This is a genomic window from Rhizobacter sp. (assembly GCF_032229685.1).
In the GTDB taxonomy this organism is placed as follows: domain Bacteria; phylum Pseudomonadota; class Gammaproteobacteria; order Burkholderiales; family Burkholderiaceae_C; genus LMDS01.
Window position 1 is genome coordinate 166,339 of the sequence record NZ_JAVTWP010000039.1, and the last position, 26,141, is coordinate 192,479.

Consider the following 26,141-nt stretch of genomic DNA (forward strand, 5'->3'; position numbering starts at 1 on the left):
GGCAGGCCAGGCTCGACAGGGCCAACCCTTGTAGGAAGTTGCCCGACAAGCCGCATGGCGAAAGATGGACTCAAGCCACAGCCAGGCCCTGATGTCGGGGTTGAAACCCGATCTTCACAATTCGCTTCACGTTGAGACACAGAGCAACGCGACAAGCAGACGAACAAAGCACACACCGGAGCCACCCCATGAACGCCGACCAGATCCTCACCGAAATTCGCGAAGCCAACCTCTCTTACCTGATGCTGGCGCAAAGCCTGATCCGCGCTGACCGCGAACAAGCCCTGTTCCGCCTCGGCATCTCTGAAGAAAGCGCCGCGCTGATCGGCCTGCTCACGCCGGCCCAGATGATGAAGGTCGCTTCCGGCAACACGCTGCTGTGCAAGTTCCGCATGGACGACGAACTGGTCTGGACGCTGCTCACCAACCACGGCAAGAGCGCCGCGAACGACACCACCTCGCGCCTTCATGCATCCATCCTGATGGCGGGCCGCCATCAAGAAGCCGCCTGATTCACCCCAGCAGTTCACCGGACACAGCACCATGCGCGTCAAGAGCATCCTCACCGAAGCCAAGCAGATCAGCCGTGCGATCACGCTGATCAACCTCGGCGCCCGCCTGCAAGTGCTCGAATCGGAGACCGACCTGTCTTACGAGCGCCTGCTGCGCCTGTACAAGGAAGTCTCGGGCAAGAGCCCCAGCAAGGGCCAGCTGCCGTTCTCGACCGACTGGTTCATGACCTGGCAGCCGAACATCCACGCCTCGCTGTTCCTGAACATCCACGAATACCTGAACAAGGTGGCCGAGATGGACGAGATCGACACCGTCATCAAGGCCTACCAGCTCTACCAGGAACAGACCCAGGCGCAGGGCCTGGAAGCGCTGCTCTCGGTCACCCGCGCCTGGCGCCTCGTCAAATTCGTCGACAACGGCATGCTGACCATGACCAAATGCTCGAAGTGCGGCGGCCACTTCGTGACACACCCGCACGAAATCGCGAAACACTACGTGTGTGGCCTGTGCAACCCGCCGGCACGTGCCGGCAAGGGCAAGGCAGCGGGCGGCATCCAGATGCACTGAGTGCGAGCCGGCCTCCAGTTTTGCCGACAAGCGCCGAAAAGCTTGTCACGTACCGATCTCTTGCTTGTCTCCTCCTGACACAGATTCATGTGTCTTCAAACGGGCCCTTCGGGGCCCGCTTTTTTTGCGGCCCATCGCCCGTGTAGCGGCCGCAAACCGCCGCTGTTGTGGGCATCGTGAGATGCCGGCCGCCCCCAGACTCAAGCCAGCCCGTTATTGGCCGATAAAGCTGCAGGCGCGGCCGGCTTCGACTCTCGGCCCAACAACTCTCGGACCTTCACACCATGTTCGTTCTCGTCGGCTGGGGCCTGGCCCTGGTTTGCATCTTCGGGGTGTACATCGCGCACGGCGGCAACATCGGCGTGATCCTGCACGCCCTGCCGTTCGAGATGATCACGATCTTCGGAGCCGCGGCGGGGGCGTTCCTGGCGAACAACCAGATGAAGGTCATCAAGGCCTCGTTGTCGGGTCTGGGCAAGTGCTTCAAAGGCAGCAAGTACAGCAAGGCGCGCTACATGGAGCTCATGGCGCTGATGTACGACATCCTGCAGAAGGCCCGCAAGGAAGGCCTGATGTCCATCGAGAAGGACGTCGAGGAGCCGCACAGCTCGCCGCTGTTCCAGAAGTACGCCACCGTCGGCAACGACCACCACGTGGTCGAGTTCATCACCGACTACCTGCGCATGATGGTCTCGGGCAACCTGAACGCCCACGAGATCGAAAGCCTGATGGACAGCGAGATCGAAACGCACCACCAGGAAGAACACGCCGCCGTGGCCGCCATCGGGCGCCTGGCCGGTGGCCTGCCGGCCTTCGGCATCGTGGCGGCCGTGCTCGGCGTGGTGAACACCATGGGCTCGGTCGGCCAGCCGCCGGCGGTGCTGGGCGGCATGATCGGCTCGGCGCTGGTCGGCACCTTCCTCGGCATCTTGCTCGCCTACGGTTTCGTGGAGCCGCTCGGTGGCCTGATGGAACAGAAGATGGAAGACGGCTCGAAAGAACTGCAGTGCATCAAGACCACGCTGCTCGCCAGCATGCAGGGTTACGCGCCGCAGGTGGCGGTCGAGTTCGGCCGCAAGGTTCTCTACTCGGGTGACCGCCCCACCTTCGCCGAGCTCGAAGGCCATGTCAAAGGCAAGAAGTGATGGAGCCCCTCGCCCGACGAGTACATCGGTCGATCCCCCAAGGGGATGCGGGCCGGCTTGGGTCGGCCCGGCGCTCGGCCCGCGCCGCCTCCACCGTTGAGAGAGACCTCTGATGTCTGGCGACTCGAAAAAGCTCCAGCCCATCATCATCAAGAAGGTGAAGAAGGGCGGCCACGGTGCCCATGGCGGCGCGTGGAAGATCGCCTACGCCGACTTCGTGACCGCGATGATGGCGTTCTTCTTGCTGATGTGGCTGCTCGGCTCCACCGCCGAAGGCGACAAGAAGGGCATCGCCGACTACTTCAACTCGCCGCTGAAGCTCTCGCTGATGGGCGGCGCCACCGGCTCGGGCGATTCTTCGAGCGTGGTCAAGGGCGGCGGCAAGGACCTCACGCGCACTTCGGGCCAGGTGAAGGCCGGCGACGTGGAGGCCGAGCGCCGCACCCTGCAGCTCAAGGCCCTGAAGGCCGAGCAGAAGCGTGCCGAAGCAGCGCGCCTCGAATCGCTGAAGCAGCGCGTCGAAGAAGCGCTTGCCGCCAGCCCGAAGCTGGCCGCGATGAAGTCGCAGATCCGGCTCGACATGACGCGCGACGGTCTGCGCATCCAGATCGTCGACGAGCAGAACCGCCCCATGTTCGACAGCGGCAGCGCCATCGTCAAACCGTACATGCGCGAGCTGCTGCAGGAGATCGGCGCCGTGCTCGCCGAAGTGCCGAACAAGCTCACGCTCGAAGGCCACACCGACGCGTCGCCGTTCGGTGCCGGCGAACGCGGCTACAGCAACTGGGAGCTTTCGAGTGACCGCGCCAACGCCTCGCGCCGCGAGATGAATGCCGGTGGCCTGCCCGTCGACCGTGTCTTGCTGGTGCAGGGCCTGGCCTCGAGCGTGCTGTTCGACCCGGCCGCGCCCGACAGCCCGGTGAACCGGCGCATCAGCATCATCGTGATGAACCGCGAAGCCGAAGACCGATTGCGTCACATCACACGCGATGACGAAGAACCCACCCCGAACGCCGGAACTGACGAGAAGTTGTCCTCAACTTCCGGCCCCGTGACCCGATAGAACGTGCGATCGAACGTGAATTTGCAAGAGGACAACCATGAGCAACCCGAGTGACCTGAAGTTCCTGATCGTCGACGACTTCTCGACCATGCGCCGCATCGTGCGCGGCCTGCTCAAGGAGATGGGCTGCTCCAACGCCGACGAGGCCGAGGACGGCGCGGTCGCCCTGGCCATGTTGAAGGCGCAGAAGTTCGACTTCGTCGTCTCCGACATCAACATGCCGAACATGAACGGCTTCGACCTGCTCAGCGCGATCAAGAAGGACGACAGCCTCAAGCACCTGCCGGTCTTGATGGTCACCGCCGAAGCGCGCAAGGAAGACATCGTGCGCGCCGCCCAAGACGGCGCGGCCGGCTACATCGTCAAGCCTTTCACCAAGGCGACGCTGGAAGACAAGGTCAACAAGATCATGCAGAAGCTCGCCGCCACGGCGTGAGCGGCCGCGTCTGAACCCGGAGCCCGAACAACATGAAGAGCGATTCTCCCGAGACCCTGTCGGAACGCGAGATCAAGGCCGCTTCGACCGCCGACGTGTTCCTGCAGGTCGGCAGCATCACACGGCTGCTGCACGACACGCTGGCCCAGGTCGGCGTGATGCCCAAGCTGCAGGTGGCGGCCGACGGCCTGCCCGACGCGCGCAGCCGCCTGAACTACATCGCCGAGAAGACCGCGGCCGCGGCCGACAAGGTGCTGAACTCGGTCGACCAGGCCAAGGCCGAACACAAGCTGATCGCCGATGCGACGCGCCAGATGGCCAAGGACATCGTCGCCGACCCGGTGAAGGCCGTGGCCAGCGGCGCAGTGATGAACTTCGTGGGCGACGTGGAAGCCTCCACCGCACGCATCGACCAGCACCTCACCGACATCATGCTGGCGCAGGACTTTCACGACCTGACCGGCCAGGTGGTCACCAAGGTCGTGAAGCTCGCCACCGAGCTCGAAGACAGCCTGCTGAAACTGCTGATGCAGGTGATCCCGCCCGACCAGGTGCACAAGGTCGAAGACGCCTTCCTGAACGGCCCGGTGGTCAACCCCGAAGGCCGCAGCGATGTGGTGACCAACCAGGAGCAGGTCGACGACCTGCTCGCGAGCCTGGGGTTCTGATGCACAGCGAACACGCAAGTGACGGCGCCGCCGGTGCCCACGGCCTGGCCTTCATGGCCGCGGCCGACCTGCAGGACCACCTCATGACGGCGACGAACGATCTCGACCGCCTGCAGACCTTGCTGGCCGACGCCTGCGACACGCTGCTGGCCGGTTTCTTCGGCGCCTCGCAGCACCTGAACGACCTGCGCGCCACGGCGCTGCCCGATGCCCAGCCGGTGGAGCGCGCCGTCGCGCACCTGGGTGCGGCGGTCACGGCGTTGCAGTTCCAGGACATGGCCTCACAGCTTATCAACCACACCCGAGGCCGCCTGCGCAACTGCGCCGACCGCCTGGCGCGCGACGCGTTCGAGGGCGACGAAGACGGCGACGCCGTGGTCGCCGAAGAACCGCTGCGGCCCAACCCCGTCACGCAGTCGGAAATGGACACCGGTTTCGTCGAGCTCTTCTGACGCTCCGACACCCGCCAACCACAGAATTCCTGGAGAACAACATGCACTCGATCCTTGCTGTCGACGACTCGGCGTCCATGCGCCAGATGGTTTCTTTCACGCTGAAGAACGCGGGCTACAACGTGGTCGAGGCGGTCGACGGCCAAGACGCGCTCGAGAAGTCGGGCTCGCGTGACTTCGACCTCGTGCTCACCGACCAGAACATGCCCCGCCTCGACGGCATCGGCCTCACGAAGAAGCTGCGTGACAACCCGAAGTTCAAGGCCACGCCGATCCTGATCCTCACCACCGAGTCGAGCGACCAGATGAAGCAGGCCGGCCGCAGCGCCGGTGCCACCGGCTGGCTCGTGAAACCTTTCGACCCCACCAAGCTGATCGAAGTGATCAAGAAAGTCGTGCGCTGAGCTTCGGCTCGCGAGCACACGAACCGCAGAACCAAGACTGGAGTACCCACCATGGGTGACATCACTTCCGACAGCGCCGGCGCCGGCATCGACCTCACGCAGTTCTACCAGGTCTTCTTCGAAGAAGCCGGTGAGAACCTCGATCGCATGGAGCAGCAGCTGCTCGAGATCGACATCACCGCGGCCGACGACGAAGAACTGAACTCGATCTTCCGCTGCGCGCACTCGGTCAAGGGCGGCGCCGCGACCTTCGGCTTCTCGGACGTGGCCGAACTCACGCACCAGATGGAAACGCTGCTCGACAAGCTGCGCCGCCACGAGCTGGAGCCGACCGCGCCGATGGTCGACGTGCTGCTGCAGTCGGGTGATGCGCTGCGTTCGCAACTCGCGCGCCACCAGGGCGCCGGCGGCGACGAAGTCGACACGACCGAGCTGCTGGCGAGCATCGGCGCCATGCTGGGCGGTCAGGCCGCACCGGTGGCTGCACCCAAGCCGGTGGTGCCCGTGGCCAAGCCCCAACCCGAACCTGCAGCGCCGGCGGCTGAAGCCACAGCCTCGGCGGTGCGCAGCCTCGAGCTGCGTGTCGGGCCGCTCGAACACCCCGAACAGGCCGGCAACATCGTCGAGCTGTTCAGCGAGATCCCCGACCTCGGCACCATCGAGCCGATCGACGGCGGCCAGCCCAGCGACGGCATGCGCCGCTTCAAGGTCATCACTTCCAGCAGCGACAGCGACCTGCTGGACCTGTTCACCTTCCACGTGGCGCGCGAAGCGGTGCAACTGCTGCCGCTGGGCAGTGGTTACGGCTTCCACGCCGGTTCGCCCGGCGCACCCACCGAGCCCGAACCGGCCCCCGCCGACGCGAGCTACGGCTTCTTCGACGAAGCGCCCGGCGCGCCGCGCGCCGATGCGGCCGCCCCGGTGGCCGTGGCCGAGAGCGAAGCACCGAAGGCACGTGTCGTTCCCAAGACCGACAAGGCGCCCGCCGCCGCGCTCGAATCGGCCACGCTGCGCGTGTCGATCGAGAAGGTCGACCAGCTCATCAACCTCGTCGGCGAACTTGTCATCACGCAGGCGATGCTGGCGCAGACCAGCGCCAAGGTCGACCCGACGCTCTACCAGCAGATGGCCGCCGGCCTGGCCGACCTGGACCGCAACACCCGCGACCTGCAAGAGTCGGTGATGTCGATCCGGATGATTCCGATGTCGATGGTGTTCAGCCGCTTCCCGCGCATGCTGCGCGACCTGGCGGGCAAGCTCGGCAAGAAGGTCGAGTTCGTCACCAAGGGCGAGTCGACCGAGCTCGACAAGGGCATGGTCGAGAAGATCACCGACCCGCTCACGCACCTGGTGCGCAACAGCTGCGACCACGGCATCGAGCTGCCGGCCGAGCGCCTGGCCAAGGGCAAGCCCGAGCAGGGCACGATCACACTGAGCGCTTCGCACCAGGGCGGCTCGATCGTGATCGAGGTGCGCGACGACGGCAAGGGCCTGTCGCGCGACAAGCTGATCAAGAAAGCGCGCGAGCGGGGCATCGACGCGCCCGACAGCATGACCGACGCCGAGGTCTGGAGCCTGATCTTCGCGCCCGGCTTCTCCACCGCCGACGTGGTGACCGACGTGTCGGGGCGTGGTGTCGGCATGGACGTGGTGAAGAAGAACATCACCGCGCTCGGCGGCACGGTCGAGATCGACTCGGCCGAGGGCTACGGCATGAGCGTGAAGGTGCGCCTGCCGCTGACGATGGCCATCATGGACGGCATGTCGGTCGGCGTGGGCGACGAGGTCTACATCCTGCCGCTGTCTTCGGTGGTCGAATCGTTCCAGGTGCAGCCGGGGGTCATCAAGACCATCGGCGGCAGCGGCCGCGTGGTCGAGGTGCGCGGCGACTTCATGCCGGTGCTCGAACTCGAACAGATCTTCAGCGTGCCCCGCTTCAACTACGACAACGCCAGCGGCATCATGGTCGTGGCCGAAGCCGAAGGCGGGCGCGTGGCGCTGCTGGTCGACGAACTGCTCGGGCAGCAGCAGGTGGTCGTGAAGAACCTCGAAGCCAACTACCGCAAGGTCAACGACGTGTCGGGCGCGACCATCATGGGCGACGGCCGTGTGGCACTCATTCTCGACGTGGGCAGCCTCGTGCGCCGTTCGCGCCACTGATCTCCGAAAACCTGAACCAACGAGCCACGCCATGAACCTGAACAACGTCCGCATCGGCTCCCGCCTGGCCATCGGCTTCGGCGCCGTGCTTTTGCTGCTGCTGGTAATCGTCGGCATCGCCTGGACCCAGCTCAACCGCGCCAACGGCGGCCTGGCCGAGCTGGCGAAGCTGGAGGAGCGCGCGAGCGTCGCCCGCGAATGGGTGAGCAAGACCCAGATCAACGTGAGCCGCAGCGTGGCCATCGCCAAGGCGAACGGCCAGCCCGGAATCGAAAATTATTTCGGCCCGCTGATCAAGGCCACCTCGGCCGAGATCAGCACGCTGCAGAAGTCGATGGAGGCCCTGGTCGCCGACGACGAAGGCAGCAAGGCGCTGCTGGCCACGGTGGCGAGCCAGCGCGCCGCCTACGTGGCGGTGCGGGGCCAGTTGCTCGAACTCGTCAAGCAGGCCGACGCGCCCGCGGCCGAGGCCCTGCTCACGAACAAGATGTTGCCGGCCTCCGAGGCCTACCTCGCCGCGATGGCGGCGGTGCAGGATCGCCAGATCGAGCTGGCCGGGGCCGAGGCTGCGCGCCTGAGCGCCGGCATCAGCACCTCGAGCAAGGCGCTGCTGATCCTGCTGTTGCTGAGCGTGGCGGTGGGCGCGACGATGGCGTTTTTCATCACCCGCTCGGTCACCACGCCGCTGCAGGAAGGCGTCAAGACGGCCGCGCTGATCGCCGGTGGCGATTTGTCGCAGACCCTGAACTCGACACGCCGCGACGAGATCGGTGACCTGCTGCGGGCGCTTGGCCAGATGCAGGGTGCCTTGCACCAGCTTGTCGGCCAGGTGCGTTCCAGCACCGACAGCATCTCGACCGCCTCGGCCGAGATCGCGACCGGCAACCAGGACCTCTCGGCACGCACCGAGCAGACCGCCAGCAACCTGCAGCAGGCGGCGGCCTCGATGGAGCAGCTCACCGGCACCGTGTCGCAGTCGGCAGACTCCGCAGCCCAGGCCAACCGCCTGGCGGCCGGCGCCGCCGAAGTGGCAGGCCGCGGTGGCGTGGTGGTCGCACAGGTGGTCAGCACCATGGACGAGATCAACGCCAGCTCGAAGCAGATCTCCGACATCGTCGGCGTGATCGACGGGATTGCGTTCCAGACCAACATCCTGGCCTTGAACGCGGCCGTGGAAGCCGCCCGTGCCGGCGAACAGGGCCGCGGCTTCGCGGTGGTGGCGAGCGAAGTGCGCTCGCTGGCCCAGCGCAGCGCGCAGGCCGCGAAAGAGATCAAGGTGCTGATCGGCGCTTCGGTCGACAAGGTCGAGAGCGGTTCGCGCCTCGTGGCTGCGGCCGGCCAGACCATGCACGAGATCGTCGATTCGGTGCGGCGCGTTTCGGACATCGTGGGCGAGATCACCACCGCCGCCTCCGAGCAGAGCAACGGCATCGGCCAGATGAACCAGGCCGTCACCCAGCTCGACCAGATGACGCAGCAGAACGCGGCGCTGGTCGAACAAAGCGCCGCTGCGGCCGAGTCGCTGCAAGGCCAGACGGTGAAGCTCGCGTCGCTGGTGGCGGTGTTCAAGCTCGGCTCGGGCCAGCTCGCCCACGCCTGACCGCTCGTTTCGCAACGCCCGGCCGTTCTTGCGGACTGCCGGGCGTTTTTGCGTCCGCCGTGCGCAGCGCCACAAAGAATCTGCGGCCAACCCTTCATTTGCAAGGGAAAACGGCCGATACCTGTTGCAGCCCCGCCAGAAGTACCGAGGGCCGCCACCCAACCCGCAGCGCCCGACGCGCACCGACTTCAAGGATTGCCCCATGAACAGACATTTCAGCCTCGCCACCCTGGCCGCCACCCTGGCCTTTGCCGGCATTGCCCACGCCAACGAAGGCGCTTCGGCCGCCGAAGCCACCGCCATGGTCAAGAAGGGCGTCGCCTTCATCAAGGCCCAGGGCAAGGACAAGGGCTACGCCGAGATCAGCAGCAAGACCAGCCAGTTCAAGGACCGTGACCTGTACCTCGTGGTCTACGGCCTGGACGGCACGGTGCGCGCGCACGGCGCCAACGAAAAGATGATCGGCAAGAACCTGATCGAGCTGAAAGACGTGGACGGCAAGGCCTTCGTCAAAGAACGCGTCGAGCTGGCCGCGAGCAAGGGCACCTTCTGGCAGGACTACAAGTTCACCAACCCCACCAACAAGAAGATCGAGCCCAAGACCGCGTACTGCGAGAAGCTCGAAGACACGGCGGTGTGCGGCGGCATCTACAAGTAAACCCGTCCGCCCCGAAGCGCTTCCCACCCGACAGGACGTTCCCATGAAACTGGCTCTGAAACTGCTCGCTGCTCCGCTGCTCACGGCCGTCGTGGTCTTCGGTGCCGGGCAGGTCGATTCGCTGGTGGCAAGCCGCGCGGCCACCGCCAACCGCGCCACCTTCGCGGCCCAGCTCGACGACTTTCGCACCCTCGCCAGCGCGCAGGAGCAGGTGGCCCAGGTGCACGCCGGCGTGTACCGCACGGTGGCCCTGATCGGTTCGCTCGACGAGCCCAAGGTCAAGGCCTACCGGGCCGACCTGGCCAAACAACTGGCGGGCGTGAAGCGGGTGGCGGCCGGCGTCGCCGAGTCGCGCAGTGGCGACGAAGCGCTGGCCGCCGGTGTCGCCGCGCTCGGCAAGCAGATCGACAAATACCTGGCGCAGGCCGACTCGGCGATCGACCTGTCGTCGGTCGACCCGAACACCGGCATCGCCGCGATGCAGGGCGCCGACGCGACCTTCACCGCGCTCGCCACATCGATGGGCGGCGTGGTCAAGCGGGTCGAGACCGCCTCGAGCGAGACCATGGCCGCGGCCGACAAGAGCTCGAGCCGCATCGGCTGGATGCTCACCGCCCTCGGCCTCTTGTGCGCGGTGGTGGCGGTCACTCTCTCGTGGCTGATGCAGCGCAAGCTCACGGCCGAACTGGCGCGCGCTGCCGCCATTGCCGGCGAAGTGGCGGCGGGCAACCTGGCCGTCAAGGCCAGCAGCGAACGCCGCGACGAGGTGGGCGACCTGGTGCGTGCACTCGGCGCGATGACCAAGCAGCTCGGCGACTCGATGCGCACGGTGCTCGACTCTTCGGAGTCGATCCGCACGGCGAGCGCCGAGATCGCCACCGGCAACCTCGACCTGAGCGTTCGCACGGAACAGACGGCGTCGAGCCTGCAGCAGGCCGCGGCCTCGATGGAACAACTCAACGGCACCGTGAAGCAGTCGGCCGACTCGGCGCGCCAGGCCAACCAGCTCGCCTCGACCGCCGCCGAAGTGGCGGCGCGCGGCGGCCAGGTGGTGTCGCAGGTGGTCAGCACCATGACCGAGATCAACGTGGCCTCGAAGAAGATCGGCGACATCATCGGCGTGATCGATGGCATCGCCTTCCAGACCAACATCCTGGCGCTGAACGCCGCCGTGGAAGCGGCGCGTGCGGGCGAGCAGGGTCGCGGCTTCGCAGTGGTGGCGAGCGAAGTGCGCTCGCTGGCGCAGCGCAGTGCGCAGGCCGCCAAGGAGATCAAGGTGCTGATCGGCGCTTCGGTCGACAAGGTCGAAGGCGGCTCGCGCCTGGTGGCCGATGCCGGCCAGACGATGAACGAGATCGTCAGCAGCGTGCAGCGTGTCTCCAACATCATCGGCGAGATCACTGCGACCTCGAGCGAACAGTCCGACGGCATCGGCCAGGTCAACACCTCGGTGGTGCAGCTCGACCAGATGACGCAGCAGAACGCGGCGCTGGTCGAACAGAGCGCCGCCGCCGCTGAAAGCCTGAAAGACCAGGCCGGCAAGCTCGCCACCGTGGTGGGCAACTTCAGGCTCGCCGACCACGCCGGTCGCTCTTTCGCCGCGGCGGCTTGAGCCCTGTCAACCCTTCACTCCCCGAACCGCAAGACACAAGGAAACCCCATGAACACGATGACCGACGCCGCCGTGGTGGCACGCCACGAAGCCAGCCACACCGCCCAGCACGTGGGCGGCGAATTCCTGACCTTTCGCCTCGGTGGCGAAGAGTACGGAATCGACATCCTGAAAGTGCAGGAGATCCGCTCCTACGAACCGCCCACCCGCATTGCCAATGCGCCGGCGTTCATCAAGGGCGTGGTCAACCTGCGTGGCGTGATCGTGCCGATCGTCGACCTGCGACTGCGTCTGGGTTGCGAGAGCGCCGACTACAGCGCGCTGACCGTCGTGATCGTGCTCAACGTGAAGGGCCGCGTGGTCGGCGCGGTGGTCGACTCGGTTTCCGATGTGCTCGAACTGGCCAAGGACGCCATCAAGCCCGCACCCGAAATGGCCTCGGCCGTCGATGCGAGCTTCATCACCGGCATCGGCAGCGTCGGTGAACGCATGCTGATCCTGATGGACATCGAAGGCCTGATGGCCAGCGAAGAAATGGGCCTGGTCGGGGTCTGAAGGCCGGCGCAGCACAACAACCAGAACAAGCCCATGTCAAGCCACACTGCCACACCGTCGTCCTCTTCACTGGGCGCGACCGCCGATGCGATCCTGCTGGTCACGCTGGTGACCGCCGCTGCCGCCGCCGTCGCCATCGGTTCCTACTACGGCTCGCTCATGTTGGCCATCGCGGCCGCGGGCGCCCTGCTGGGCCTGGGCGCCGTGGCGTACATGACGATGCGCGGCAGCACGGCTTCGCGCCTCGTGATGGCGGTGTGCCTGTCGTCGATGGTCGCGCTGCACATTCACCTCGGCCGCGGCACCATCGAGTTCCACTTCGGTGTGTTCGTCACGCTGGCGTTGTTGCTCGTCTACCGTGACTGGCGCCCGATTCTCGTGTCGGCAGGCTTCTTCGCGGTGCACCACGTGCTGTTCGATCGCCTGCAGGCGGCCGGTGTCGGCGTGTACTGCACGCCGGAGCCGAACTTCCTGAAAGTGATGATGCACGCCGGCTACGTGGTGGTGCAGACCGCGCTCGAAATCTTCGTTGCGGTGAGCATGCGCCGGGCTGCCGAGCAGGGCGACGAACTGCAGAAGCTGGTGCAGGCCGTCGACACCGAAGGCCGTGTCTCGCTCAAGCTCGACCATGTCGAGGTGAAGAGCGAAGGCGGCCTGGCCCTGAAGCGGGCATTCGGTCGCATCGACTCGGCACTGCTGGAAGTGCAGCGCTCGTCGGCGAGCATCGAGGTGGCCAGCTCCGAGATCGCATCGGGCAACCAGGACTTGAGCCAGCGCACCGAGCAGCAAGCCAGCGCGCTGGAAGAGACCGCCGCGTCGATGGAGCAACTCGGCTCCACGGTGCGCCAGAACGCCGACAACGCCAAGCAGGCCAACCAGCTGGCCATGGGTGCGAGCACCGTGGCCATCAAGGGTGGTGAAGTCGTCGGCCAGGTCGTGCAGACCATGAAAGGCATCAACGACGCCAGCAAGAAGATCAGCGACATCATCGGCGTGATCGACGGCATCGCCTTCCAGACCAACATCCTGGCCCTGAACGCGGCGGTCGAAGCAGCGCGTGCCGGCGAACAAGGCCGAGGCTTCGCGGTCGTGGCCAGCGAAGTGCGCAGCCTGGCGCAGCGCAGCGCCGAAGCGGCCAAGGAGATCAAGGGCCTGATCGGTGCCAGCGTCGAGCGCGTCGAACAAGGCACCACACTGGTCGACCAGGCCGGCGAGACCATGACCGAGATCGTCACCGCCATCAAGCGCGTGACCGACATCATGGGCGAGATCAGCAGCGCCAGCACCGAGCAGAGTGCGGGTGTGGCGCAGGTGGGTGAAGCGGTCACGCAGATGGACCAGGCCACGCAGCAGAACGCCGCGCTGGTCGAAGAAAGTGCCGCTGCGGCCGAGAGCCTGAAGGTCCAGGCCCAGCAACTGGTGCAGGTGGTGGCGCTGTTCAAGCTGTCGCAAGGCGACGCCGCAGCGCCGGCCACCAAGGCCTGGGCGCCGAAGGCCGCCCCCGCCGCGAGCGGCGTTGAGCGCCGCGGCCCGAACCGCGCGAAGAACGTGGTTCGGCCGGGGTTCAACAAGGCCGCGATCCCCACGCTCAGTGCCGCCGTTCCGGCGGCCAGCCTGAAGCCGGCGAAAACCGGCACCGACGACTGGGAGACTTTCTGAGGAGTGCTGCAGTAGCTCGTGGCGAGAAGTCGAGGCGCCGTTTCAATAGTGATTGAAAACGAAAGAAGAACATGTCAATCGGAAACATGAAGATCGGCGCTCGTCTCGGTTTGGGTTTTGCAGCGCTGCTGGTGATGCAGCTCGTGACCACGGGCCTGGGCCTGCGCGAAATGGCTTCGCTCTCGGAGCGAGTGGCGTTCATCACCGACGTGGGTGAAGCCAAGCTGAAGGCGCTGAGCGTCGTCGAGATGAATGTCAGCGCGCGCGCCATCTCGGCACGCAACCTGGTGCTGATCACCGACGCGGCGGCGCAGAAGCCCGACCTCGAACGCGAAAAAACCGCGCAGGCCGGCATCGACAAGGGCATGGAGCAATTGGCGGTGTTGATGAAAGACACGACCGCCAGCACCGAAGAGCGCAAGATGCTCGAACAGCTGCGCACGCTGGAGGCCAGCTACCTGCCCATCGCGGGCAAGGTGCTCGACCTGGCCGCCACGCAGAAGACCGAAGCGGCCGTCAAGGCGCTGACGCAGGAGTGCATGCCCATGCTGACGCAGGTGTTGGCTCACATCAACGCCTTCGACGACATGCTTAAGAAGCAGACCGCCGACAGCGGCGCGGCAGCGCAAGTCGCCTACCAGAAGGCGAAGTGGCTGATCCTGCTGATCAGTCTGGCTTCGCTGCTGGCCGGCGGCTTCGTGGCCTGGTGGCTCACCCGCTCCATCGTGCGCCCCATCGGCGAAGCGGTGGCGGTGGCCGAGCGTGTTGCTGCGGGCGACCTCACGGCGCGCATCGAAGTGAAGAACAGCGACGAAGCCGGTCAGTTGCTGGCCGCGCTCAAGCAGATGAACGACAGCCTGGTCAAGGTCGTCGGCAACGTGCGCATGGCGAGCGATTCGATCGCGACCGGCTCCTCGGAAATTGCCTCCGGCAACCAGGACCTGTCGTCACGCACCGAGCAGCAAGCCAGCGCGCTGGAAGAGACCGCCGCGTCGATGGAGCAACTCGGCTCCACGGTGCGCCAGAACGCCGACAACGCCAAGCAGGCCAACCAGCTGGCCATGGGTGCGAGCACCGTGGCCATCAAGGGTGGTGAAGTCGTCGGCCAGGTCGTGCAGACCATGAAAGGCATCAACGACGCCAGCAAGAAGATCAGCGACATCATCGGCGTGATCGACGGCATCGCCTTCCAGACCAACATCCTGGCCCTGAACGCGGCGGTCGAAGCAGCGCGTGCCGGCGAACAAGGCCGAGGCTTCGCGGTCGTGGCCAGCGAAGTGCGCAGCCTGGCGCAGCGCAGCGCCGAAGCGGCCAAGGAGATCAAGGGCCTGATCGGTGCCAGCGTCGAGCGCGTCGAACAAGGCACCACACTGGTCGACCAGGCCGGCGAGACCATGACCGAGATCGTCACCGCCATCAAGCGCGTGACCGACATCATGGGCGAGATCAGCAGCGCCAGCACCGAGCAGAGTGCGGGTGTGGCGCAGGTGGGTGAAGCGGTCACGCAGATGGACCAGGCCACGCAGCAGAACGCCGCGCTGGTCGAAGAAAGTGCCGCTGCGGCCGAGAGCCTGAAGGCGCAGTCGCATGCGCTGGTGCAGACCGTGGCCGTGTTCCGGCTGACTCACGGTGACGCTGCCCACGCGGCGAGCCCGGCAGCATCATTCCAGGCCGAGAGCACGCCGGCGGACCGCCGTGGCCCGAACCGCGCCAAGAACGTGGCGCGCCTGAGCCCGAAGGTCAGTGCCCCGGCGAGCCCGGCAGCGGCGCCCATCGCGGCCCGCAAGACCGGCACCGACGACGAGTGGACCAGCTTCTGAGCCCGCGCGAGCTGCCTGCAGCAGCACCCGACCCCGCACCGCGACTGCAGCCGCCGCCATGAAAGAGAACTTCGCTTCACCGCCCCAGGTCGAGAGCCGGCGCGAGCAGCGCTACCGCGTCTACTGGCGTGCCAACCTTCACCTGAGCGGCGAGCGCACGATCAATGCGCGGCTGAGCGACATTTCCGGTGACGGCCTGGGCCTGCTCACCGGCGAAATGGTGGCCGTGGGCACGGTCTTGTCGATCACGATGGGCGTGCCCGACGCCGACGGCGGCCCGCAACTTTTGGCGGTGCAGTGCAAGGTGCGCGTCGTCAACGTGGTGCTCTCGGGTGACGACTATCGGCTGGGGGGCCTCTGGGTCAGCCTGCCCGCGAACGTCCGCCAGGTCATCGACCACTGGATTCGCAAGCTGCGCCACACGAGCTCGGTGATCGGCTCGTCTTGAGCTCCAGGTCGTAGACGCTGCGGGCGCTCACGCGCCGCGGCCTCAACAAGCGAGAAACCGGCTCAGAGCCGGTTGCTGCCCGCCCCGCCAAAGCCACGCAGGCGCTCGAGCAGGCGGTGCGTGATCTGCGTCAGCGGCAGCACTTCATGCGCCGCACCGGCCGCGATGGCTTCACGCGGCATGCCGAAGACCACGCAGCTGGCTTCGTCCTGCACCAGGTTGTAGCTGCCGGCGTCGCGCATCTCTTTCATCGCCGTGGCGCCGTCGGCGCCCATGCCGGTGAGCATGATGGCCAGCGCGTTCGGGCCGACCACACGCGCGGCCGACTTGAACAGCACTTCGACCGAGGGTTTGTGCCGGTTCACCGGCTCGCCGTCGCGCACACGCGCCACGTAGTTGGCGCCGGAGCGTTCCACGCTCAGGTGAAAACCACCCGGCGCCAGGTAGGCATGGCCGGGCAGCACGCGTTCGCCGTCGACCGCTTCGGCCACGGCGATGCGGCACAGGCCGTTGAGCCGCGCCGCATAACTCTTCGTGAAACCGGGCGGCATGTGCTGCGTGATCATCACGGCAGGCGCGTCGTGCGGCAGGTTGACGAGCACGTCTTTCGTCGCTTCGGTGCCGCCGGTGGACGCGCCGATGAAGATGATCTTCTCGGTCGACAGCCGGCCCAGGTTGGCGACTGGTGCGCTGGCCTTCGCCGGCGCCGCGCCAGGTGCGACGGTGGGCGCCCGCTTCACGTGCGCGCGCGAGGCGATTCGGATCTTCTCGGTGATGTCTTGCGCCAGCAGGCGCAGGCCGTCGGCCACGCCGATCTTGGGCTTGGCCACGAAGTCGATCGCGCCGAGCTCGAGCGCGCGCAGCGTCACGTCGGCACCGCGCTCGGTCAGCGTGGAGACCATCAGCACCGGCATCGGGCGCAGGCGCATCAGCTTCGACAGGAAGTCGATGCCGTCCATGCGCGGCATTTCCACGTCGAGCGTGATCACGTCGGGGTTCAGGTCGCGGATCATTTCGCGTGCCACCAGCGGGTCGGCGGCGGCGCCCACACATTCCATGTCGGCCTCGCGGTTGATGATCTCGGCGAGCAGGCTGCGAACCAGGGCGGAATCGTCGACGACGACGACGCGGGTCTTGGCCATGGTGCTTGTCTCCTTGTTCTTGCGTTCCTGGTGCCGTGGCGTTCAGAACAGGTCGACCGACCCGCCGCTGCTCGCTGCCGGGGCCACCTTCTGTGCGGCGGCGCGCTCCTGCGCCAGCAGCGCTTCGTTGTTGGCCGAGGCCAGGCGTTTGACCATGGCCTTGCCGCTGGCCGGCAGAAAGCACACCTTGCGCGGGTAGATGTCGAGCACGTCCTTCGAGACCACCTGGATGTGCTCGGCCTTCAGGTAGTCGAGCACGAAGGCGGTGTTGCGCTCGCCCACGTTCATCGAGTTCATGCCCGAGATCACCTGGCCGCCACCGAAGACCTTGGCCTCCATCGACGAGCGGGTGGCGCCGAGCTTGATCATCTCGTTGATCAGCAACTCCATCGCGAACGAGCCGTAGCGGCCAGATTCACCGGCGCCTTCGGGCAGCATGAAGTGGTTCATGCCGCCGACCTTGGCCTGGCGGTCCCACAGGCAGGCGGCGATGCACGAGCCGAGCGTGGTCATGATGAGGATGTCTTCGTGGTACACGAAGTACTCGCCGGGCAAGACCTTCACGGCCTCGTTGGCGAACTGCGGTTCGTACCAGAAGAACGAAGCTTCGCCGGGCTTGCGCGGGCGGCGCTTCAGCTGCTCGAGCCGCGAGGAGGCCGAGCCGGCGGGGGCGCTGCGGGTGGGGGCGAGAAGGGCCATGGCGTGCGCTGGGTGCTCAGACGCGTTCGTAGACGGTCTTGCCACGCAGGCGAAACAGGTCTTTCGAATCGCCGAAGTTTTCGGAATGCCCGGCGAACAGCAGGCCGCCGGGGCGCATCGTGCGGTGCATGCGCTCGAGCACGCGGCGCTGCGTGGGCGCGTCGAAGTAGATCATCACGTTGCGGCAGAACACGATGTCGAACGGGTCGCCGAGCGACCAGCGTTCGTCCATCAGGTTGAAGGCGCGAAACTCGACCAGCTTCTTGAGTTCGGGCTTGATGCGGATGAAACCGCTGTTGGCGCCGGTGCCCCGCATGAAGTGCTGGCGCAGCCGCTCCGGGCTCAGGCCGCGCGCGTCGGCGGCATAAACGCCGGCCGCAGCGGTGGCGAGCACCTTGGTGTCGATGTCGCTGCAGAATATCTTCGCGTTGGCGTTGGCACCGAGTGCTTCGTTCACCGTCATCGCGAGCGAGTAGGGTTCTTCGCCGGTCGAGGCGGCGTTGCACCAGATGCGCACGGCGCTGGCCTTGCGTGCGGTGAGCTCGGCGTGCAACACCGGAAAGTGGTGCTCTTCGCGGAAGAACGAGGTGAGGTTGGTGGTCAGGCAGTTCACGAACTCCTGCCATTCCTGTTCGGCGGCCGCGCCGGTGGCGTTTTCCAGGTTCTGAAGGTACTGGCCGAACGACTGGAAGTTCGCGTCGCGCAGACGTCGCGACAGGCGGCTGTAGACCATGGCCTGCTTGCCCGCGTGCAGGCTGATGCCGGCGCGTTTGTAGATCAGCTTGCGGATGCGTTCGAAATCGGTGGCATCGAAGCTGAATTCCGGTTCCGAGCGCTGGGAAGCGGGGTTGGCATAGGCGGGCAGGGCGCTCATCGGGATCCCTCGGGGCAAGGCAGCATGAGGCGCACCGGGGTTGTCCGGTGGGCCTGTTGATGGCTTGTTATCGGCAGGATCGCCGGCAGCTTGAGCGCCGCGCGGCACGCCCCGAAAGCGGAAAAGGCGGCCCGTGGGCCGCCTCTTTCGGTCGGGTGGGGCGAGTGCCTTACTTCGGCAGCAGCACCTTGTCGACCACGTGGATCACGCCGTTCGATTGCGTCACGTCGGCGATCGTCACGTTGGCGGTGCCACCGCTTTCGTCCATCACCATCACGGCGCTGCCGTTGCTGGTGGCGGTGAGCGTGCCGCCCGACACGGTCTTGAGTGTCGCCTTGCCGTTGCCGGCCTTCACGGCGGCCATGAGCGCCTTCGCGTCCATCTTGCCCGAGACCACGTGGTAGGTGAGCACCTTGGTCAGTGCGGGCTTGCTCTCGGGCTTGAGCAGGGTGTCGACGGTGCCGGCCGGCAATGCAGCGAACGCGGCGTTGGTGGGTGCGAACACGGTGAACGGGCCGGGGCCCTTCAGCGTTTCGACCAGGCCGGCGGCCTTCACGGCAGCCACGAGCGTGGTGTGGTCCTTCGAGTTGACGGCGTTGTCGATGATGTCCTTGCTGGCATACATCGGCGCACCGCCGACCGTGACCTGCGCGATCGCGGTGATCGTGGAGGCCGACATCACGAGGGCGAGGGCGATCGTCGAGAGTTTGAGTTGTTTCATGGTTCAGTCCTTCTGCGTTAGTGGGTTGACGCTGCGAAGCGGCGCGGGGTGGGATACGCGGCGTTTTGCGCGACAGATGCGCCGGCCCGAAAGTTTTTTGCAGTCACACCGCGAAACAACCCCGGCTTCACCCCTCTGATCCGCCCCCGGTTTTTGGCCCACCCCGGAACAATGGCGAGGCGCTGAACCCCTGTTCGCCGCTTCCGCCATGGCTTCCCAAGACGCACAAGACCGCACCCAACCTGCCTCACCCCGCAAGCTGCAGAAAGCGCGCGAAGAAGGGCAGATCGCACGTTCGCGCGACCTCGGGCACTTCGTGGCCATCGCGGCCGGTGGTGCGTTGCTCGTCAGCTTTGCGCCCTTGCTCGCCGACTGGCTGAAGAACATGCTGATGCAGGGCCTGCGCTTCGACAGCGCCGCGGTGCAGAACCCCGGCTTCATGGGCACGCGCCTGCTGGAGCTCACGATCTCGTGGCTCTGGGTCGTGATCCCGTTCGGCTGCGTGATGGCAGCGACCGCCATGGCCGGCAGCGTGGCGATCAGCGGCTGGAACTGGTCAATGAAAGCGATGATGCCGCGCTTTTCCAAGCTCAACCCGCTGACCGGCGTGGTGGGGCTGCTCTCGAAAGACAAGCTGATCGACGCGCTCAAGGGCAGTGCGCTGGCGCTGATCCTCGGCGCCATCGGCGCGCTCTACTTCAGGAGCCACGTCGATGACTTCTCGGGCCTGCTGGCGATGCCGCTCAGCGCCGCCATCGAGCACGGCACGCACACCGTGCTGGGCGGCATGACCTTGCTGCTGCTGGCGCTCGCCGCCTTCGCCGCGATCGACGTGCCGCTGCAGAAATACCAGCATGCGCAGCGTTTGAAAATGAGCCACGCCGAGCTGAAGCAGGAACACCGCGAGCTCGAAGGCAACCAGGAGGTCAAGGCCAAGGTGCGCGCGATGATGCGCCAGGCCGCCAACCGCCGCATGATCGCCGCCGTGCCCACCGCCGACCTGGTCGTGATGAACCCGACCCACTACGCCGTGGCGCTGAAGTACGACGACGGCCGCATGGGCGCACCCAGGGTCGTGGCCAAGGGCGCCGACCTGCTGGCGATGAAGATCCGCGACACCGCCACCGACGCCAAGGTGCCGGTATTGCAGGCGCCGGTGCTGGCGCGTGCGCTCTACGCCCACGCCGAACTCGACCGCGAGATCCCGGCCGCGCTGTTCGCCGCCGTGGCGCAGGTGCTGGCCTACGTGTACCAGCTGCGCGCCGCGCTGAAGGGCCACGTGCCGATGCCGGCTGCGTTGCCCGAGCTCAACGTGCCGGCAGAACTCGACCCGCACAACAAGCCGGTGCCCGAGAAGGAATCGTTCGACTGATGGGGGCGAATGCGTGAGCCTCACCGAGGAGCGTTCACGTCTGCGTCTGGCGATCGGCCGAATCAGTTTGTCGACGCGGCCCCCAGCGTCTTGCTCAGGAAGCTGACGACCGCTGCGTCGAAGATCGCGTGAAACGCCGCGCGATCGAAGCCTGCGCCACTGGTGCAGATGGCCGGCGCGATCGAGGCCAGAGCACTGCTGCAAGGCACCAGAAAGTCGAAGTGCCCGGCTTGGGGAACCACGTGGTACTCGGGCGCTTGCGGCAGCGCGAGCCGCACGGCCTCTGCATAGCGCGGGTGCGGAACGACGGCATCGTTCTCGGCGCGCCACAGCTGCACGGGCACTTTGACGTTCTTGAGCCCGTCCGGCGAGAAGGTGAATCCCAATGCCGGTGCGGCCACCACCGCGGCTCTGATGCGGGGGTCGGCAGCACCGGCGGTGGCGGCCGGCAAGGGCACCACGATCGGGCTGCCGCTCTGTGCGACGAGCTGGCACGCAAAGTCGCCGGGGTACTGGCGGCACATCGGTCCGACCTTCGAAAAATCAGGAATGCCACCGATGCTCACCAGCGCCGTGAAACCGCCCGATGAGAAGCCGAACATGCCGATGCGTGCGGGGTCGAGCATGGAATGCCGCACCCAGGTCGACAGCATGTGGTCGATCACACGGCTGACGTGGCGCGGCCGGTCCATGACCTCGACGCTGCGGCTGTGGTCGGCATGGTTGTCACCGGTGTGGGTGACGGCCACCACGACGAAACCGGCGTCGGCCAGGGCGATGGCCGTGTCGAAATGACCGAGGAAAGAGCCGCCGTTTCCGTGCGACATCACCACCAGCGGCAGCGCCTGGCCCTGCAGGGCGCCGTTGACGGCGACGCTCATCGTCGTCGGCCCCATCGTGATGGGCCGTGCCGTGTCCTGGCTGGGGTACCAGATGCCGATCTCCAGAGGCTTGCCGGCGGGGTCGGCCGCAAAGTCGCGCTGAAAGCCCGCAGCATGAACGCCGGAGCCGGCCAGCGCAGCGACGAGGGCGGCGATTGCCACCAACAATGTTGACATGAGCGTTTTCATGAACGGTGCCTTTCGGTTGAGATGACGGGGTGGTCGCGCAGAGGGCGTGGCGTGAACATGCCGCGCGAGTGGGCGCGGCGCAGCAACAGCGCGGCGGCCACTGCCCAGGCCAGCAGCGCCGGGGCCGATGCCTCGACGCCGTAAGCGCCACCGCCGAGCCAGTCGGGGCCATTCATCGAGCCGCGCAGCCAGCCCTTCGCCTCGTGGCCCGACACCGGCACCGAGAACACGGCCGAGAACAGGTAGTTCCACGCGAAGTGCATGCCGATCGGCAGCCACAGGCGCCGGCTGAGTTGGTAGGCTGCGGTGAAGGCGAGGGATGCCGCTGCCGTGACGAGCACGCCCATCAGGCCGATCTCGCCGGGCAAGTGGGCCGCGGCGAAAACCGCGGTCGAGAGCAGCAGCGCACGCCTGCTGCCCCAGGCCTGCTCGGCGATGCGAAAGATCACGCCGCGGATCAACACCTCTTCGAATACCGCGACCAGTGCCATTTCGGGGACTAGCTTGACCAGCGCAAGACTGTTGCTCATGCCCTCGATGCGGTAGACACCCAGGCCCCACAGCGGCGCCAGCGAGAGCAGCCCCAGCAGAACGCCCAGCCCGGCGCCGCCCGCCCATTCGGCCGGCGCGCCAGCGGTGCCCAGTTCGGTCACCTCGCGCCGTTCGACCCACTTCACCCACGCGCCGTAGCCCGATGCGCCAGCGAGCGCGGCCACGAGGTTGGGCCAGGTGACGAGCATGGGCTTCGGCAGCAGCGCTTCCATCAGCGCGAAGCTGAGTGCCAGCGCGAGACACATCGCCAGCGACGCGCCCAGCATGTGAGCGAGCGGGTGGCGCAGTGCCCTGCGCCAGGGTTTGCCCGAGGCGGAACCGGCGGGCTGAGCGGCAGGCGGAGTGTCGGTCGTGGACATCGGACCTTCGTGTTCGGTGGGTGCCTGATCTCGCCAACAAGGCGCCGCTCAGAACGTGATGCGGGTGCCCAGGGTCAAGGTGTTGCCCTTGACCCGGTCGGAGATTTTTCCGTAGCTGTCGAGCTCGATCGAAAACGCCACGTGGTGGTCGAGCACGTATTCAGCGCCCGTGCCGAACATGAGCGATGTCTTGTGGCCGAGCAGTGCGTCGGTGGCGGCCGAGGAGGGGCGGGCACTGCCGACCTTGCCGAAAGAAGCACCGAGTTTGGCGGTCAACGCAAACGACGACCCCAAGGGCAGCCGGGCAGTGCCCGCCAGGTACAGGCTTCGGCCGTTGGCCGATCGTGTGACCAGCGTCGCACCCTTGCCGGTGTCCTGATTGAGCCGTCTCATGCCTGCATATCCAGCCTGAACGCCGAAGTGTTCACTCCACTGGTAGCCGCCATAGACCTTCATGGCGTGCCCGATGGATTCGTCGCTGTCGTGGTTCGAGTCGTCGGTCTCGCGGTTGCCAAAGGCCGCGCCGTACGCCACGCCGATGTACGGGCCGATCACGGCGTGGTCTGCGGCGGCCTGCGCGTTGGCTGGGGCATGTGCAAAGAGCGTGGCCAATGTGGCGCAACAAACGGCGCCTGCTGAGTGGTAAGTCATCGACAAGCCTTGAGTGCGTGGGGTTGAACCCCGTGAACGGGGCGCTGCAGTTCGGTGGCCCGAGCTTAAGGACATGCCCCCGGCGGCGGAAGGCGCATCATTTGCACTGAGTCCATGCATCCCGCGCCACATGTGGATTGCCGCACCCGGAGTGACAACGTGTCCCGACCCGATCTCAATTTGCTGTTCACCCTCGACGTGCTGCTCGCCGAAGGCAACGTGGCGCGCGCTGCGCGCAGATTGCGCCTGAGCCCGTCGGCCATGAGCCGGGCCCTCGCACGGCTGCGTGAAGCCACAGGCGACCCGCTGCTCGTGAGGGCGGGCCGCGGTTTGGTCGCATCGCCCCGCGCACACGAGCTCCGCGATGCTGTCGGCCGGCTCGTTCATGAGGCCGAAGCTGTTTTGCGGCCTGCCGACAAGCTCGATCTCGGGCAGGTCGAGCGAACCTTCACGGTGCGCGCCAGCGAGGGATTTGTCGAGAACTTCGGCGCGGCTCTGCTGGCGCGCGTGGCGAAACAGGCGCCTGGCGTTCGCTTGCACTTCCTGCACAAACTCGACAAGGACAGCGGGCCGATGCGCGACGGGTTCGTCGATCTAGAAACCGGTGTGGTGGACAGCACCATCGGCCCGGAAGTGCGCACGCAAGCGCTATTCCGGGACCGCTACATCGGCGTGGTTCGAGCAGGGCACCCGCTCAGCAAAGGGAAGATGACACTGGCACGGTTTGCAGCTGCGGAGCACGTGCACATTTCTCGTCGGGACAACGACAAGAAACCTGTCGACAACGCCCTGTCGGCGCTGGGCCTGGAGCGAAAGGTCAGCACCACCGTCGGAGGTTTTTCCGCGGCCCTGGCATTGGTGCGTGCCACCGACCTCGTGGCCTGCGTTCACGAGCGGCACACGGGCAATCTTTACGCCGGCATGCACAGTTTCGAGATGCCGCTGGCCATCCCGGCGTTCACGGTTTCGCTGTTGTGGCACCCGCGCCTCGACGGCGACATGGCGCACCGCTGGCTCCGTGGCTGTGTGCGCGATGCCTGCGGCGCCGAAGGCCTGCGCGGCTCTCTACCGACCTGAGCGCAAGGCGCTCACGAGCCCGGCCGCCGCCGTCAGCAACGCGCCGATGCCGAGCCCGACCTTCGGCGCATCGGTGGCGGGTGCCATCGTGAACAGCAGGCTTGTCACGACCCCGCCGGCGGTCTGGCCGGCCAATCTGGCGGTGGCCTGCATGCCGCCGGCCGCGCCACTTCTTTCATGCGGTGTCGTGAGAAACATGTTGCGATTGTTCGGCACCTGAAAGAGGCCGAATCCCAACCCGCACAGCATGGTGAGCCACACCAGCGGCGTGGGGCCGCCCTGGAACGGCCAGAGCGACATCGACGCCATGCCGACCGCCAGCAGGGCGCCGCCTGCGGCACACAGCCATGCGGTCGGTATTCGGCCGGCAAGACGACCCGCCACCGGCGCGGCCACGGCCACGGTCAACGGCCACGGCGTCATGTGCAGGCCCGTGCTCAGCGTGTTCTGGCCGAGACCGTGCTGCAACAGAAAGGGCAGTGACAACAAGCCGATGGTCACGCCGGCAAAGCAACAAACCGACGCGATCACAGAGATGCGGAAGGAGGCGTCTCGCAAGAGATCGAGCGGGATCAACGGGGCCTGCTTTTGGGTCTCGCGTCGAATCAGCGAAGCCAGGCAGAGGGCTGCGAGGGTGAGCAGCGCCACGCCGACCGCTGGCTCCACCACCAGCATCTCGGCGCCGACCACCAGCGAAGCGAATGCCGCCCCATTCAATGCCACGCTGAACCCGTCAAGCCGGCGCGCGCTGCCGGCCACTTGCGGCAGGGCGCGCGTTGCCAGGAGCACCGCCGCGCCGAGCGGCAGATTCAATGCGAAGAGCCAGGGCCAGCCCGCGACAGAAAGAACCAGAGCGCCGAGCGTCGGGCCCGCGGCAGAAGACAAAGCCACGGTGAGTGCGTTCCAGCCGATGGCGGCGGCCAGCCGGTCCCGTGGAACGATCAGGCGCAGCAGCGCCATGCCGAGCGCCATCACGGCGGCGGCGCCAAGCCCCTGCAGGAAACGCGACGCCACGAGCCACGGCAGCGAGGGTGACAACGCACACAACACCGAAGCGGCCGTGAACAGGCCGATGCCGAGCGTGAAAACGCGGCGATGGCCCAGGCTGTCGCCCAGCGCGGCGCATGGCAACAGGCCCATCACCAGCGCGGCCTGGTACGCAGTGATGACCCACACCGAGTCGCCTGGCGTCACATGCAGCGTATGGGCGATCGTGGGTAGCGCCACGTTGGCGATGGCCGTGTCCAGAACGGCCAGCACCACCGCCGCCAGCACGGCGGCCACCGCCATCATGGCGAGCCCACGGTCCACACGCCGCCCCGCTCGACGTAGCGTGTCACGCGGTGTTCTTGCTGGTCTTCCTTCTTCAAATCGCGCTCGGTGAAGCGGAACAACAGCGCCGGCCCGGTGATGCAGCGCGTGTCGTGAATGTCGCCGGGCAGGTACACCTGAACCTGGCCGGGCCCGACCAGCGTCGAGTTCCGTTTCACCAACCGGACCCGGCCGTCGGGGTCTTCGACTCGGGCGTACGTCCCCATCTCGATTTCGCCCTGCTGAACGGCATAGATGACCCAGCCTCGGCCGTGGTCGTGAGGCGGCCTGTACAAGCCTGCGTATTCGGTGTGAGCCAGCAGCACGAAGCCCCGTTCAGGATCTCGGTAGAGCTCTTTGCTCGCAGGGCCTTCCTTGCGCAACGCCGCCAACCAGCCCTCGGTGGCAGGGGCTCCGAGCAGGTGTTCCAGGTGCCGGCGGCAACCGGCGACCACGTCGGTGTCGAGCGGCCCCCAGACCGATTGGATGCCCTCGATCGAGGTGTCGAAAGTATTCCGCGTCATGAGTGGTGTCCTTGAGTTTCGTTCGCACA

27 protein-coding genes are annotated in these 26,141 nt (G+C 66.5%); 18 read left to right on the forward strand and 9 right to left on the reverse strand.

The annotated features are described in order from the left end of the window. Window positions 1-188: 188 nt before the first annotated feature. From flhD to AC30PD_RS17965, 16 genes are all read left to right on the forward strand, one after another. A complete protein-coding gene (flhD, locus tag AC30PD_RS17890; RefSeq protein WP_489537022.1) occupies window positions 189-512 on the forward strand; it encodes a flagellar transcriptional regulator FlhD in 324 nt (107 codons plus the stop codon). A gap of 31 nt (window positions 513-543) precedes the next feature. Further along, a complete protein-coding gene (gene flhC, locus AC30PD_RS17895; protein ID WP_489537023.1) occupies window positions 544-1,080 on the forward strand; it encodes a flagellar transcriptional regulator FlhC in 537 nt (178 codons plus the stop codon). A 284-nt stretch (window positions 1,081-1,364) separates the two neighbouring features. Beyond that, on the forward strand, window positions 1,365-2,225 hold the full coding sequence (motA, locus tag AC30PD_RS17900) for a flagellar motor stator protein MotA (protein WP_489537024.1): 861 nt from the start codon (window positions 1,365-1,367) through the stop codon (window positions 2,223-2,225). 112 nt (window positions 2,226-2,337) lie between these two features. Next, window positions 2,338-3,288, forward strand: a complete 951-nt coding sequence (motB, locus tag AC30PD_RS17905; RefSeq protein ID WP_489537025.1) for a flagellar motor protein MotB — start codon at window positions 2,338-2,340, stop codon at window positions 3,286-3,288. A gap of 37 nt (window positions 3,289-3,325) precedes the next feature. Beyond that, window positions 3,326-3,724 (forward strand): chemotaxis response regulator CheY, encoded by a 399-nt coding sequence (gene cheY, locus AC30PD_RS17910; RefSeq protein WP_489537026.1) that lies wholly within the window; start codon window positions 3,326-3,328, stop codon window positions 3,722-3,724. Between the two features lie 32 nt (window positions 3,725-3,756). Then, window positions 3,757-4,392, forward strand: coding sequence for a protein phosphatase CheZ (locus tag AC30PD_RS17915; RefSeq protein WP_489537027.1), 636 nt, complete (start codon window positions 3,757-3,759; stop codon window positions 4,390-4,392). Then, window positions 4,392-4,844, forward strand: coding sequence for a hypothetical protein (locus AC30PD_RS17920; protein ID WP_489537028.1), 453 nt, complete (start codon window positions 4,392-4,394; stop codon window positions 4,842-4,844). Before AC30PD_RS17915 ends, AC30PD_RS17920 begins: the two co-directional genes overlap by 1 nt. A gap of 41 nt (window positions 4,845-4,885) precedes the next feature. Further along, entirely contained in the window at window positions 4,886-5,248 is a 363-nt protein-coding gene (locus AC30PD_RS17925; RefSeq protein ID WP_489537029.1) for a response regulator, read from the forward strand. Window positions 5,249-5,299: 51 nt separating this feature from the next. After that, window positions 5,300-7,408, forward strand: coding sequence for a chemotaxis protein CheA (locus AC30PD_RS17930; RefSeq protein ID WP_489537030.1), 2,109 nt, complete (start codon window positions 5,300-5,302; stop codon window positions 7,406-7,408). Window positions 7,409-7,439: 31 nt separating this feature from the next. Continuing rightward, window positions 7,440-9,008, forward strand: coding sequence for a methyl-accepting chemotaxis protein (locus tag AC30PD_RS17935; protein ID WP_489537031.1), 1,569 nt, complete (start codon window positions 7,440-7,442; stop codon window positions 9,006-9,008). Between the two features lie 202 nt (window positions 9,009-9,210). Beyond that, a complete protein-coding gene (locus AC30PD_RS17940; RefSeq protein ID WP_489537032.1) occupies window positions 9,211-9,666 on the forward strand; it encodes a cache domain-containing protein in 456 nt (151 codons plus the stop codon). Window positions 9,667-9,709: 43 nt separating this feature from the next. Beyond that, window positions 9,710-11,278 (forward strand): methyl-accepting chemotaxis protein, encoded by a 1,569-nt coding sequence (locus tag AC30PD_RS17945; protein ID WP_489537033.1) that lies wholly within the window; start codon window positions 9,710-9,712, stop codon window positions 11,276-11,278. Window positions 11,279-11,326: 48 nt separating this feature from the next. After that, window positions 11,327-11,833, forward strand: a complete 507-nt coding sequence (locus tag AC30PD_RS17950; protein ID WP_489537034.1) for a chemotaxis protein CheW — start codon at window positions 11,327-11,329, stop codon at window positions 11,831-11,833. Window positions 11,834-11,866: 33 nt separating this feature from the next. Then, window positions 11,867-13,492, forward strand: coding sequence for a methyl-accepting chemotaxis protein (locus AC30PD_RS17955; RefSeq protein ID WP_489537035.1), 1,626 nt, complete (start codon window positions 11,867-11,869; stop codon window positions 13,490-13,492). A gap of 71 nt (window positions 13,493-13,563) precedes the next feature. Beyond that, window positions 13,564-15,312 (forward strand): methyl-accepting chemotaxis protein, encoded by a 1,749-nt coding sequence (locus tag AC30PD_RS17960; RefSeq protein WP_489537036.1) that lies wholly within the window; start codon window positions 13,564-13,566, stop codon window positions 15,310-15,312. Window positions 15,313-15,370: 58 nt separating this feature from the next. Continuing rightward, window positions 15,371-15,760, forward strand: coding sequence for a PilZ domain-containing protein (locus AC30PD_RS17965; RefSeq protein ID WP_489537037.1), 390 nt, complete (start codon window positions 15,371-15,373; stop codon window positions 15,758-15,760). 62 nt (window positions 15,761-15,822) lie between these two features. Here AC30PD_RS17965 and AC30PD_RS17970 read toward each other — a convergent pair whose 3' ends face one another. From AC30PD_RS17970 to AC30PD_RS17985, 4 genes are all read right to left on the reverse strand, one after another. After that, complete coding sequence (locus AC30PD_RS17970; protein ID WP_489537038.1) at window positions 15,823-16,902, reverse strand: protein-glutamate methylesterase/protein-glutamine glutaminase; 1,080 nt, start codon at window positions 16,900-16,902, stop codon at window positions 15,823-15,825. 42 nt (window positions 16,903-16,944) lie between these two features. Then, window positions 16,945-17,601, reverse strand: coding sequence for a chemoreceptor glutamine deamidase CheD (gene cheD, locus AC30PD_RS17975; RefSeq protein ID WP_489537039.1), 657 nt, complete (start codon window positions 17,599-17,601; stop codon window positions 16,945-16,947). 16 nt (window positions 17,602-17,617) lie between these two features. Then, the gene (locus AC30PD_RS17980) at window positions 17,618-18,475 is read right to left on the reverse strand and encodes a CheR family methyltransferase (RefSeq protein ID WP_489537040.1); all 858 of its coding nucleotides are present in this window, start codon (window positions 18,473-18,475) and stop codon (window positions 17,618-17,620) included. 169 nt (window positions 18,476-18,644) lie between these two features. Continuing rightward, complete coding sequence (locus AC30PD_RS17985) at window positions 18,645-19,196, reverse strand: fasciclin domain-containing protein (RefSeq protein WP_489537041.1); 552 nt, start codon at window positions 19,194-19,196, stop codon at window positions 18,645-18,647. A gap of 208 nt (window positions 19,197-19,404) precedes the next feature. Here AC30PD_RS17985 and AC30PD_RS17990 point away from each other — a divergent pair, with 208 nt between their 5' ends. Next, window positions 19,405-20,568: an EscU/YscU/HrcU family type III secretion system export apparatus switch protein gene (locus AC30PD_RS17990; RefSeq protein WP_489537042.1), complete on the forward strand. Its 1,164-nt coding sequence runs from the start codon at window positions 19,405-19,407 to the stop codon at window positions 20,566-20,568. Between the two features lie 62 nt (window positions 20,569-20,630). Here the strand turns inward: AC30PD_RS17990 and AC30PD_RS17995 are convergent, their stop codons facing one another. From AC30PD_RS17995 to AC30PD_RS18005, 3 genes are read right to left on the reverse strand one after another with little or no spacing between them, the layout of a single operon-like run. Then, on the reverse strand, window positions 20,631-21,626 hold the full coding sequence (locus AC30PD_RS17995; protein WP_489537043.1) for an alpha/beta hydrolase family protein: 996 nt from the start codon (window positions 21,624-21,626) through the stop codon (window positions 20,631-20,633). 8 nt (window positions 21,627-21,634) lie between these two features. Beyond that, entirely contained in the window at window positions 21,635-22,549 is a 915-nt protein-coding gene (locus AC30PD_RS18000) for a CPBP family intramembrane glutamic endopeptidase (RefSeq protein ID WP_489537044.1), read from the reverse strand. A gap of 48 nt (window positions 22,550-22,597) precedes the next feature. Further along, window positions 22,598-23,200 carry an outer membrane beta-barrel protein gene (locus tag AC30PD_RS18005; protein ID WP_489537057.1) on the reverse strand — a complete coding sequence of 201 codons (603 nt, stop codon included), beginning with the start codon at window positions 23,198-23,200 and terminating at the stop codon, window positions 22,598-22,600. A gap of 159 nt (window positions 23,201-23,359) precedes the next feature. Between AC30PD_RS18005 and AC30PD_RS18010 the strand changes: the two genes are divergently transcribed. Further along, complete coding sequence (locus tag AC30PD_RS18010) at window positions 23,360-24,277, forward strand: LysR family transcriptional regulator (protein WP_489537058.1); 918 nt, start codon at window positions 23,360-23,362, stop codon at window positions 24,275-24,277. Here AC30PD_RS18010 and AC30PD_RS18015 read toward each other — a convergent pair. Both AC30PD_RS18015 and AC30PD_RS18020 read right to left on the reverse strand, forming a co-directional pair. Then, a complete protein-coding gene (locus AC30PD_RS18015; protein ID WP_489537045.1) occupies window positions 24,266-25,588 on the reverse strand; it encodes an MFS transporter in 1,323 nt (440 codons plus the stop codon). The genes AC30PD_RS18010 and AC30PD_RS18015 overlap by 12 nt on opposite strands. Next, the gene (locus AC30PD_RS18020; RefSeq protein WP_489537046.1) at window positions 25,567-26,112 is read right to left on the reverse strand and encodes a hypothetical protein; all 546 of its coding nucleotides are present in this window, start codon (window positions 26,110-26,112) and stop codon (window positions 25,567-25,569) included. The genes AC30PD_RS18015 and AC30PD_RS18020 overlap by 22 nt, the downstream gene beginning before the upstream one ends. Between the last annotated feature and the right edge of the window lie 29 nt (window positions 26,113-26,141).